Source organism: Bacillus sp. AFS059628, from assembly GCF_002571225.1.
In the GTDB taxonomy this organism is placed as follows: Bacteria; Bacillota; Bacilli; order Bacillales; family Bacillaceae_G; genus Bacillus_A.
This window is the reverse complement of sequence record NZ_NVEC01000052.1, coordinates 1-12,081: the sequence shown is the minus strand read 5'-3', so window position 1 is coordinate 12,081 and position 12,081 is coordinate 1. Positions and strand designations below refer to the sequence as shown.

Below are 12,081 nucleotides of genomic sequence, written 5' to 3'. Positions count from 1 at the left end.
CTGCTGTATCCCTAAATAAATTTATGGCTTATCTCAAATATCTCCGGCCTCGATTAACTTGTCGAAATTAATCATACCAAACCTATTAATATTTGTGAATATTATTTTTTCAGTAAAGTGAAGCTTATCAGACAATGTTTCCATAGTTACTTAAAAATCACATAATAAATTACTCATTACCTCCTCCAGTATTACATCTGGATTTACCACTGCTTTTTCCGAACGCCATCCAATAAAGCCATCTGGTCTAATTAATACAATTCCTTCATTTTCTATCCCATATAATTCACGAAAAACATTTTCTTGAGCAATAAAATCTCCGCTTAACCCTACTCGATACACATTAATATTTATCCCTAATTTAGATGAAACATCATATACGGCTTCAGCCCAAGAACTATTGTCTACTCCAGTAAGTAATACAAAATTGTTACCAAATAAGTCTAATATAGAAACTTCTTTCCCTTTATACATCCCCCAAAAGTGCGGTGCTCGTGTTCCAGGTCTTCCATTCAAATCTACGATATCCATTCTATGTGAAGTGGCTGATTCATCTAGTATTGCTTCTGAACAATACTGATACCCAACTGTTACAGCTAAACCATCCATATTATTTAAACTGCCCTCCTCCCTATTTGCAGCACGGAACAACAAACTACTCGCATACTCCGTCGTTAATTTTGCAACAGGATACCTCTCTTTATGATATGTTTCTAACAATTTTGGTTTTGCCTTCCCTTTTATAACAGCCGCTAATTTCCAAGCTAAGTTATGTGCATCTTGTATACCTGTATTTGAACCAAATCCTCCTGTTGGCGGCATAATATGTGCAGAATCGCCAACTAAAAAAATGCGATTATCTTGAAATTTTGTAGAAGTACTTTCAGCCGCTTCCCACGGTAAAACACTTACTATTTCCGGCTCAACATTTGTGCTTCCAATTGCTATTTGAATAATTTGTTTACAACGTTCTATAGTGAAATCCTCTGGTCGCTCTCCTTTTAATGGATCGTAGGATACATGGTAAATCCATCTTCTTTCGTTATCAACTGGAATAAGTGCACCAAGAACTTCAGGATGAAGTACCATAGTAAAACCAAATGCATCTCCTTGCATAAACTCACTTAAATCCGCTGCAAAATAAATATTCATATAATAGCCACCGATTGTACCTCGTCCCTCAGTACTTATCCCTAGTTGCTCACGCATTTTACTTTTCGCTCCATCCGCTGCAATTACATAATCACAATGAATAATGCGCTCTTGCTCCGTTTCACGATTCCGAATCGTTGCGATTACTCCGTGCTTATTTTGTTCATAAGAAACTAATTCATGATAAAAAGATAATTCTCCACCTAATGTTCTCGCTTCTTGTAACATGATCTCTTCTAAAGTAATTTGATAACAAGCCGTTTGTTTTGATGGACTAATTTCTTCTATTTTTCGAAGTAACTTCTCATCGTTTCCATACTGAGTCGCCCGCATTTTTGCCAATTCTTCCTTATTCACCTCAGCTATCGTATGAACTGCTATTCTTCCGCGGCAATTTTCTAACGCTTTACCCGCTGATCTAATTCTTTGTTCTAAACCTAATTCTCGAAATAACTCCATCGTACGAAAAGTGATTCCACCCGCTTTTGGATGAATTGCAGTAGCCGGGTGTCTTTCAACCAATAAATAATCAACGTTATGTTTTGCAAGGAATAGCGCAGATGCTAACCCTGATAATCCCCCTCCAACAATTAAAACTGGTACATCGTTCGATTTCATATATTTATCCTCCACATCATTGTTCTGAGCTCAGTGACATAAATATAATCAAAAAAAACATTAAAATATAGACTTATATTTCATTTTAAATTATCATATAGATAGATTACGCCCCAAATTACTTTTACTTTTTCATACATCTATAATCTGCTTGAATTATGCATGTATGAAAGAGTAAAACGAAACAACTCACTTTAGTAGACAATAACATAATAAAAACATGATAAGCAGTCGTAACCCTATAAGTTATACAGGGCACGACTGCTTATTTTTTTTAAAATTCTTATCCTTTCTCATCTGTAAACAACGTATCATTAAAGCCTTTTCTATCCCCCTACCATTTCCAACTCATAAAATTTCATTCGTCTCGATTTTCTTTCCCAATATTGCAGCCCATTCAACAATCATGTAGCATTACCGTATCGATGTAATGGTTCATCATCTTAAACCTTTCGACTAATTACCAGGAGGTAAAATGATTGAAATGAATAAACAAGAACAATTAAATGTTATAAAAAAAGATTTTATTGATTCTCAAAAAGTATTATTGGCAATTGGCGATGAAACACGTCAAGCTATTTTGTTAGTTCTCATGGAAACGGAATGTCAAACCGGATTACGTGTAGAAGAAATCACGAAACAAACACACCTTTCTCGACCAGCGGTATCGCATCACCTTCGGATTTTACGAGAAGCTGGTATTATTTTAATGCGAAAAGAAGGTACAAAAAACTTTTATTATATTGATATACGTACAAAATTAGGTGTATTAAAAAATCTTGTATTAGATATCGAAAAGCTATTACACAACTTTTATCCCACTTTAACGGGCAGTAAGACCCCCACATCAAAATCCAACGAAAGCAAAGAATTTTGATGGGGGATCAACTGCCCATAAAAGTCCGATTGGTGAGGACTAATAATCAGTGGGGGATGAAGAACCCCCCCACTGATTAAAGTTTCACTTTATTAAAATTTGGAGGTATAAGAAATGAAAGCAATGATAATTGATAAATACGGGAAAGTTCCAATGCGTATGGCAGAGGTACCTACGCCTGAAATAAATAAGCATGAAGTGCTCGCAGAAATTCATGCAGCTAGTATTAACCCAATTGACTTTAAAATACGTGATGGAAAAGTAAAGATGTTACTTAAATATGAAATGCCCCTAATCCTTGGGAATGACTTTTCCGGTGTTATCGTAAAGGTTGGATCAAAAGTGACTCGTTTTAAAGTCGGCGATGAAATATATGCACGTCCAAGAAAAAATAAGATCGGTACTTTCGCGGAATATATAGCCATTCATGAGGATGATATAGCTTTAAAACCAAAAAATTTAAGTTTTGAGGAAGCAGCGTCGATTCCACTCGTTGGCTTAACATCCTATCAAGCACTACATGATATTATGCATTTACAAAAAGGACAAAAAATATTAATTCACGCTGGGTCTGGTGGTGTTGGTACTTTCGCAATTCAGTTAGCAAAAATAATGGGCGCTACCGTTACAACGACTGCTAGTGAAGCTGGTGCCGATTTAGTAAAGTCTCTCGGCGCAGATGAAATTATTAATTACAAAACAGAAAAATTTGAAGAAATACTAAAAGATTATGATGCAGTATTTGATACAATCGGCGGTACAACCCTTGAAAAATCATTCAATATTATAAAAAGCGGTGGCAACATTGTTTCAGTTTCAGGTATGCCGAATGCTCGATTCGGTAAAGAATTCGGTTCGGGATTTTTCAAAACACTCTTATTTTCATTAGCGAGCAAAAAACTTACTGCACTTGAAAAAAAGCATAATGCTCAATATTCATTTTTATTTATGAAACCAAGCGGAGATCAATTACGTACTATCGCAAACTATATTGAAGCCGGAAAAATCAAACCGATAATCGATCGAGTTTTTTCATTTGAAGATGCTCAAAAAGCAATGGAATATTCAGAGGCTGGAAGAGCAAAGGGAAAAATAATTGTAAAAATAAAATAATAACAAAGACCCCATTTTCTTAAAATGGGGTCTTTATATTTACTGTTAAATAGACATAGTGCAGTGAAGTCCTTACAATAGATTGCAAGGGGAAATATCATATTATACTTTTAGCTAATTTTGCAAAGAATACATACGTACAAATACATAATAAAAAAATAAACAAGGAGGAAATAAAATGACTAAAAATAATGAAGCTGGTTGGAATTTAGATCATAGTTATACGACTTTACCACAATCATTTTATACAGAAATCCCCCCTACTCCCGTAAGTTCACCGGAGCTAGTTAAACTAAATCATTCACTAGCAATATCTCTTGGCTTTAATCCTGAAGAATTGAAAAAAGAAGTTGAAATTGCTGTTTTTGCTGGTAATGCACTCCCAGAAGGAGCTCGTCCATTAGCTCAAGCATATGCCGGTCATCAATTCGGACATTTTAATATGTTAGGCGACGGTCGTGCGCTTTTAATAGGTGAACAAATTTCCCCTTCAGGTAAACGTTTTGACATTCAGCTGAAAGGTTCTGGCCCTACTCCGTATTCACGCCGTGGTGATGGTCGCGCTGCACTTGGTCCGATGCTACGTGAGTATATTATTAGCGAAGCAATGTATGCACTTGATATTCCGACTACTCGCAGTTTAGCAGTTGTCACAACAGGCGAACCAACATATCGGGAAACAAAGTTACCTGGAGCCATTTTAACTAGAGTCGCTAGCAGTCATATACGCGTCGGCACATTTCAATATGCTGCTCGTGGTTCTATCGAGGATCTACAATCACTAGCTGACTATACGATAAAAAGACATTATCCAGAAATTGAAGCTCATGAAAACCGATATACTGCATTACTACAAGAAGTCATAAAGAAACAAGCAAGTCTCATCGCTAAATGGCAACTTGTTGGATTTATCCATGGTGTAATGAATACTGACAATATAACAATCAGTGGAGAAACAATTGATTACGGCCCTTGTGCATTTATGGACAATTACGACCAAGGAACCGTATTTAGCTCTATTGATACACAAGGTCGCTACGCATATGGAAATCAGCCATATATGGCCGCATGGGACCTGGCGCGATTAGCAGAATCTTTAATACCAATTCTACATGAAGATGAGGAAGCAGCATTAAAGATTGCTCAAGATGAAATTTCAAAATTTAGCGTACAGTATGAAAACCTGTGGTTCCTTGGAATGAAAAAGAAATTAGGACTATTTAGCAGTGAGGAACAAGATCAATCACTTATTGAGCAACTTTTAAAAATGATGGAGAAACATAAAGCAGATTACACAAATACATTCCGTTCATTAACTCTTAATACGATCGAAAATACAGCTCTATTTGAAAGTCCTGAATTTAAAGAATGGTACAAACTATGGCAATCTCGATTAGAAAGACAAGAAGAATCGAAAGAAAACGCCTACGAAATGATGAAAAATAATAATCCATCCATCATCCCAAGGAATCACCGCGTAGAAGAAGCGCTAGAAGCAGCTGTCACAAACGGCGACTATAGCGTAATGGAAAAACTTCTTGAAGCTCTATCAAATCCTTATGCGTATGCTACAGAGCAAGAAGAATACTGCGTTCCACCTGCACCGACGAATCGTCCTTATCGTACTTTTTGTGGGACTTGATGGTTTAATATAAAAAAGTGTGTTCATACAAATTATGTGAACACACTTTTTTATATTCTCCCCTCTCAACTAGAACTTTAAAATGCACTTCCCCCGATTCCTTTTCTTTACTCCAAAACAAAAACCTAACTATTCCAATAGACTTACTCATGATCTTGTTAAACAAATATTGAGAAATAAAAATTACATTTCTAAATATTGTTATTTTTGATAATATATTTTATAAGAATATTCAAAAAGTGAGGGGATTTCATGAACGTTCAACTACAAGGTAATAAACAAATTACGAAATTATTTAATGATTGGTATTTAGCTATGCTTAAACAAGATGTGTCCCAGGCGACAAACTTAAAGCATGAAATTGAGGAAAAGGAACTAAACTTTGAAGAAGATGAAAACTTAGCATTATACTATTCTCTACTAGATTTTCGTTTCAAAGTTTTAACTGACGGTTTAAGTATCACAAAAGACAGTTTCAATAAAATAGATTCTTACGCGATTTCACCTAATCACCAACTTTCTTACTACTATCATTTCTTTAAAGCTATTCATGCTACTTTAACAACAAATTATAATTTAGCAAATGAACATTATGAAAAAGCTGAGAGACTACTGGTAAATGCCACTGATGATCTAGAAAAAGGGGAATTTAATTATCGAATGGCTATTTTCTATTATCATTTTTACCAGCCAATTGAGGCTATTGAATATGCATCCAAAGCAAAAGAATTCTTCATAAAAGCTGTAGGATATGAAAAAAATGTCGCCTCTTGTGAAAGCGTATTAGGTGCAGCATTTGTATATTTAAAACAATACGAGCAAGCAGAGGAAAAATATAATTCAGCAATCAATATTTTACAGAAACAGGGTGAAGAATCATTACTGTTAAGAGTGCGTAATAACTTAGGTTGGCTATATGCTAATCAAAACTTATCAACATTAGCTATTCGTCATCTATCTGAAGTGACAACAAAAATGCCTACACATTTTAAAGCAATTTTCTTACAAGCAAGGGAACATTCTAAACTTGGTGAAATAAATATCGCTTCAGAATTTATTAAAAAAGGATTAAAAATTTGTACAGAACTTAACAATGAAGAATATATGCTTCACTTTAAAATTTTAGAGTCTCTTAACAATAATGCATCAACTGAAGACTTAGAAAAAATTATTCTTGAAGGAATTACGTATTTCGACAAAGAATCTTTATATAACTACACTCAGGAATATTCAGAAAAGTTAGCCATTAAACTTTACGATGAAAATAACCATATAAAAGCAAGTGAGTATTTTCATAAAGCGTTACAAGCAAAAGAAAAAACGTTTGAGAAAGGGGCATTAAAATGATAAAGAAAATTAGTTCTATCGTTTTAGGATTATCTGTACTAGGTATTGTATCTATTGGTCTAAATAGTTCATTTACATATCAAGCAGGCCATGCAGATTTCCCGGCACCACAAAGACCTGACTTTGTTCAATCTGTTGACACAAATAAAGACTACAACTCAACAACAGCTGAAAAAACACTTTAAAAAATGAAAGACCTTCAATTAAGAAGGTCTTTTTAAATACGTTTATTTAGAATATTTTCCTTTCATGTAGACTTTATTTTCTCATCAACTCCGCAATCCCCCTGCTCCCCTCACTATCAACTTTTTCAAGTTCCTCCACAACTAATTTTCTTCTTGTCACAGAATGATTTTGACTTAACTTCGCTTTTCCTTCTATTTTATTTATCTTTATTTTGAATCCAACTATTCCCTTACTTAATCCTGCCATATAATTCGGATTTACATCGTTTAATGAGTACGTGCTCTTTGAATCTTCATATTTATGTACTAATTGTTGAAGAGAGTCAATTAATTCCTGTTCACCCTCAACAATTTCTAATTCACCGTATACATGCACTGCAACGTAATTCCAAGTTGGTACTGCATTGTTTGTTTCATACCATGACGGCGATATGTAACTGTGCGGTCCTTGGAATATAGCAAGCGCTTGTTGACTCTCAATATCTTTCCACTGTTCATTCGGACGTGCGAAATGTCCATGTAACGTGAGTGTTTCCCTATTTAATAACAACGGTAAATGCGTTGCATATGGTTCCCCGTTATGTTGAGAAAATAATGTTGCAAAGCTATTTTGTTCCATTATTTCGTATTTCATCTCTTCATCTTGTATTGCGAAATATTTTGGTATATACATAAACTCCCTCTTTTCCGCTCTTTTCTATTTTATCCCGCTTTAATGGGCAGTAAGACCCCCACCTCAAAATGCAGCNNCATAAAAGTCCGATTGGTTCAACTAATAATCAGTGTGGGATGAAGAAAACCCCCACGATTAAAGTTTCACTTTATTTTCTATTATATTTAGTAATCGCATCAATCAACAGGGACAGTTTGCCATTATTTTATAGTGGCAGCTTTCAATCAAAAAAGAATAGGTCGCATATACTCAATGCGACCTTAGTTTATTTTTTCTAATATACTTGTAATAAATGCCGTCTTACCTTCACTATAACTGGATCGATTTTTCGATTCTCTTGCCAACTCTTCCTTTAAACGACCATATTCAACAGCAACGTCTTCATGCTCACGAAGGTAATCCCGAAACGCTATATGTCTTCTTAACTCTTCACTATTTTTATCACACACATATAAATGATGTTCCATCCAAACTGTACTTTCTTCACTCCACGGAACGAAAGCATCCTTTCTGCCAACCCCCTCTCTCCCTTTGTAACTCCATTCTGCCTGATGATAGTATCCTATCGTTTCAAGCCTTTTTACTACTTCAGGAAAAATTTCGTACTCTTCTATTACTATATCAATATCTAATACTGGTTTTGCTGCAAGTCCTTTAACAGATGTACTCCCAACGTGCTCAATGGACAAAACTAGTTCATTTATTACATTGTTAATGAGCGATTGTAGTCTATAAAATTCATTCTCCCATTTGATGTTATATTCTTCGATAGTAATTCTCTGTTTCAATGTATCCCTCTCCTCAAAAGCAACTATAACCTCTGAATATGAGTATCCTTAAAATCCGTCTCATATTTCAATCCATATCCAAACATTCGATCCATTCCAATATGCGCTATCCATATTAAGCCAATCATTATAACGGTATCTACCTTAAAATAGACACCTATGATAGCTATTACTATCGATATAATATATGTGTGACATATATTATAAATTGTAGCACCTACATGATTATTTATCCCATACGCGAACATTGATAAATCCGGCGTTAAAAGGAACACCAAAAATATAATCCAACTAAATTCATATATTGAATACGCATAAGTCGTGGCTAAGAAAACAACTAGACCTTCAAAATGTAAAATACGCTTTTGCATTCTTTACCATCCCTATTTTTCTATACTTACAGATACATTTTCATCACTGAAAGTATTCTTTGCATTTTTTGACCAGATGGTTGCTAATATTGGTCCTGCAATGTTATGCCATACTGCAGCTAATACACTTGGGAGTGCGGCAGCTGGTCCAAAATGTGCAGTTGCTAGCGCAACACCTAAACCTGAGTTTTGCATTCCTACTTCTATTGAAATAGCTCTTCTTGTCCCTTCGTCTAGTCTAAGTACGAACGCTGTTATATATCCGAGTAAAAAGCCAAATGCATTATGAAGCATCACTGCAATAAAGATAAGCAGGCCTGAAGGAGTAATGTTACTTACATTCGCTGAAACAACTGCAGAAACAATAATGATAATTGCTAAAACTGATATTAACGGAATAACAGTCATCTCTTTCGTAACAGTTGTAGGGAAAAACTTCTTCACTACTAATCCTAAAATAATAGGTATGATAATAACTTGTACGATAGAAAGAAACATAGACATAGCATTCACTGGCATCCATTGTCCCGCGAGTAATAATAAAATAAGAGGTGTAGCAATCGGTGCTAGTAACGTTGATAATGACGTCATTGCAATAGACAATGCTAAGTTCCCTTTTGCTAAATAAACCATAACATTTGATGCAGTGCCACCCGGTACTGAACCGAGCAACACTAGTCCAGCTGCTAATTCAGCTGGCAGATTCATAACGTAGGCTAGTACGTATGCGACAAGTGGCATAATAATAAACTGAGCACATACACCGATAATAACTGGCAATGGTTTTGTAGCAATGATCTTAAAATCAACAGCCTTTAATGTTAATCCCATCCCAAACATTACAACTCCAAGTAAAATTGTGATGTAACTAGTTAACCCGAGAAATGGTCCAGGAATGAAATATGCAATTGCTGCAATACAAATAACCCAAAATGCAAAATACTTTCCAGCTATATTACTTATCGCTTCTAGTACTTTCACCCCATCATCCCCTATCCTTCAACTGAAAAACTTTATTCGGATTCAAAATATTTTGCGGGTCAAGAGCTTTCTTTATTTTTTCCATTACGAGTAATGCCGCCCCATGTTCTTCTTCTTGATACTTCCGTTTTCCGATTCCAACGCCATGTTCTCCCGTACACGTTCCACCTCGTTTAAGAGCATATAAAACGATACTTTCATTTATTTCGTCCGCCTTTTCCACTTCTTCTTTATCGTTTGGATCAACCATTAAGAGCACATGGAAATTTCCGTCTCCTACATGGCCAAGAATACCGCCGACAAGTCCAATCTTATCCAACGTCTCTTTCGCATGTTGGATTGCGCCAGCTAATTCTGAAATTGGTACACATACGTCTGTACTCATAAGCTTTTTACCAGGATAGCTATGAACGTAAGAATATGCTAGATTATGCCGTGCATCCCATAATTTATTTCTGGCCGCAGTTTCTGTTTCAAAAGCAACTTCTTTACATTTATGATCAAAAACAATTTCCTTCGTAAATTCAATATCTTGCTTAAGACCTGCTTCATTACCGTGAAACTCTAAAAACAGTATAGGCTCTTCTCTATAACTTGTTTCATTATAATGATTTACTTGTTTCATAGATAATTCATCTACAAGTTCAATTCTCGCAATTGGAATACCCGCTTGCAGTATATGAATAACAGCTTCTACTGCATCATTTATAGTTGGAAACGATGCTCTAGCAGCCATAACATGTTCTGGTATGCCGTATACTTTTAATGTTAACTCTGTAAAGCATCCAAGCGTACCTTCTGATCCTACGAAAACACCATTTAAATGGTAACCTGATGACGACTTCGCGGCTAAATTCCCAGTATGTATGACTTCCCCATCAGCAAGAACGACTTCTAAATCACGAACTTGATCACGCATTACCCCATACTTAACCGCTGTCGTTCCGCTCGCATTTGTGGCAGCCATTCCACCTAACGTCGCATCTGCACCTGGGTCTACACTAAAAAACAATCCATACTTTTTCAATTCTTTATTAAGCTGAGAGCGAGTCACTCCCGGCTGTACTCTCACAAGAAAATCTTTCTCTCTTATTTCGAGTATTTTATTCATAAACGAAAAGTCCATTGTAATTCCTTTTTCATATGGAATAACATGGCCTTCTAAACTAGAACCTACCCCAAAAGGAACGACAGGTTTTTTATGCTCACTCGCTACTTTCATTAATTTACTAACCTCTTCAGTCGTTTTCGGAAAAACTACTACATCAGGTAAACTACTAGTATGATAAGATTCATCTTTACTATGTAACTCTCTTACTGTCGTATTTACAACTACTCGATCTTCGGGAAGTACGCCCTTTAATTCATTTACTAAACGCTCTACCGTTATTTCCATCATACACTCTCCTACCTACTATAAATTCGAATTACAAAATATGCTAACTATTTTATACATAATAATCCGAAAAATTAAATAATTCAAGTTTTATACATATGAAACTCGTTTCATACTGTCGAATAAACAAAAAGAACTTGCAACAATTGCTGCAAGTTCTTTTCTATAAAGTGAAACTTTAATCAGTAGGGTGTATTCATCCACCACTGATTATTAGCCCTCANNACCTAACTTCTTTGCTTTCGTTGAATTTTTAGTTGGGGGTCTTACTGCCCGACGAATAGCGGGATAAAACTATATTTTAAATGACTTCTTTATTAACAACATAAACCAAACTAAAGTAACTGCCATTAACGAATGGGAAAACCCTACAATATACGTTAACCCTTTAAAGTCTGCTCCATTTAACTGAAGAAGCCCTCTCGCTGCTAACGAACCTAACATTAAAGTTAATGCGATATTATGTACAACAAACCACTTATTAAAACTTTTCGCTTCATGAAACCCGAATACTTTTGCTAATCCTAAAGCAATTAAAAAGAAGAAAAAGCCCAGCACAAGTGTATGTGTATGCAAAAGATTTAACAAAGTAGATCCTAAAATCCCCTTATACTTTCCATACTCCCTAGCGAAAATTCCTGATAATAAACCGATAATCAAATACGTAAACGATGCATTATATAATTTTTTCATTATGTACCTCCTTGAGTAGAATGTGTAGTGTGTCATATTTAGTAATAATGATAGTTATATAGTAAAAACTCCTAGTTACCTAGGAGTCATTGTATAAGCATCTCACTCTTTACAATCAATTCTAATTATAAAATATCCCTTTATACAAAACAAACGAACTTTATGTGAACAAGCAAGATTCTTTTAAAATATGTTGCGATTTCGTATTACGCAATCCATACTAATTATTATAAAGTGAAACTTTA

Annotated in this window: 12 protein-coding genes; 5 read left to right on the top strand and 7 right to left on the bottom strand. The window is 35.2% G+C overall.

Features of this window, described 5'->3' with window-relative positions:
* Positions 1-150: 150 nt before the first annotated feature.
* Positions 151-1,770, bottom strand: coding sequence for an FAD-dependent oxidoreductase (locus COL05_RS17905; RefSeq protein ID WP_142337547.1), 1,620 nt, complete (start codon positions 1,768-1,770; stop codon positions 151-153).
* Between the two features lie 475 nt (positions 1,771-2,245).
* On the opposite strand from COL05_RS17905, the gene COL05_RS17900 reads away from it, so the two are divergent.
* From COL05_RS17900 to COL05_RS17880, 5 genes are all read left to right on the top strand, one after another.
* Positions 2,246-2,647: an ArsR/SmtB family transcription factor gene (locus COL05_RS17900; RefSeq protein ID WP_098669561.1), complete on the top strand. Its 402-nt coding sequence runs from the start codon at positions 2,246-2,248 to the stop codon at positions 2,645-2,647.
* A 114-nt stretch (positions 2,648-2,761) separates the two neighbouring features.
* On the top strand, positions 2,762-3,760 hold the full coding sequence (locus tag COL05_RS17895) for an NADP-dependent oxidoreductase (protein WP_098669560.1): 999 nt from the start codon (positions 2,762-2,764) through the stop codon (positions 3,758-3,760).
* Positions 3,761-3,938: 178 nt separating this feature from the next.
* Positions 3,939-5,402 (top strand): protein adenylyltransferase SelO, encoded by a 1,464-nt coding sequence (locus tag COL05_RS17890; RefSeq protein ID WP_098669559.1) that lies wholly within the window; start codon positions 3,939-3,941, stop codon positions 5,400-5,402.
* Positions 5,403-5,654: 252 nt separating this feature from the next.
* Positions 5,655-6,749, top strand: coding sequence for a response regulator aspartate phosphatase (locus tag COL05_RS17885; RefSeq protein ID WP_098669558.1), 1,095 nt, complete (start codon positions 5,655-5,657; stop codon positions 6,747-6,749).
* Positions 6,746-6,934, top strand: a complete 189-nt coding sequence (locus COL05_RS17880; RefSeq protein WP_098669557.1) for a Phr family secreted Rap phosphatase inhibitor — start codon at positions 6,746-6,748, stop codon at positions 6,932-6,934. Before COL05_RS17885 ends, COL05_RS17880 begins: the two co-directional genes overlap by 4 nt.
* A 73-nt stretch (positions 6,935-7,007) precedes the next feature.
* Here the strand turns inward: COL05_RS17880 and COL05_RS17875 are convergent, their stop codons facing one another.
* The 6 genes from COL05_RS17875 to COL05_RS17845 form a co-directional block, all read right to left on the bottom strand.
* Positions 7,008-7,607, bottom strand: coding sequence for an FMN-binding negative transcriptional regulator (locus COL05_RS17875; RefSeq protein WP_098669556.1), 600 nt, complete (start codon positions 7,605-7,607; stop codon positions 7,008-7,010).
* A 260-nt stretch (positions 7,608-7,867) separates the two neighbouring features.
* A complete protein-coding gene (locus tag COL05_RS17865; RefSeq protein ID WP_098669555.1) occupies positions 7,868-8,395 on the bottom strand; it encodes a GrpB family protein in 528 nt (175 codons plus the stop codon).
* A gap of 23 nt (positions 8,396-8,418) precedes the next feature.
* A complete protein-coding gene (locus COL05_RS17860; RefSeq protein ID WP_098669554.1) occupies positions 8,419-8,766 on the bottom strand; it encodes a DUF4260 domain-containing protein in 348 nt (115 codons plus the stop codon).
* A 12-nt stretch (positions 8,767-8,778) separates the two neighbouring features.
* The gene (locus COL05_RS17855; protein WP_098669553.1) at positions 8,779-9,747 is read right to left on the bottom strand and encodes a bile acid:sodium symporter family protein; all 969 of its coding nucleotides are present in this window, start codon (positions 9,745-9,747) and stop codon (positions 8,779-8,781) included.
* Positions 9,748-9,751: 4 nt separating this feature from the next.
* Positions 9,752-11,143 carry an FAD-binding oxidoreductase gene (locus tag COL05_RS17850; RefSeq protein WP_098669552.1) on the bottom strand — a complete coding sequence of 464 codons (1,392 nt, stop codon included), beginning with the start codon at positions 11,141-11,143 and terminating at the stop codon, positions 9,752-9,754.
* A gap of 294 nt (positions 11,144-11,437) precedes the next feature.
* Positions 11,438-11,836: a DUF2871 family protein gene (locus COL05_RS17845; protein WP_098669551.1), complete on the bottom strand. Its 399-nt coding sequence runs from the start codon at positions 11,834-11,836 to the stop codon at positions 11,438-11,440.
* Positions 11,837-12,081: the final 245 nt, after the last annotated feature.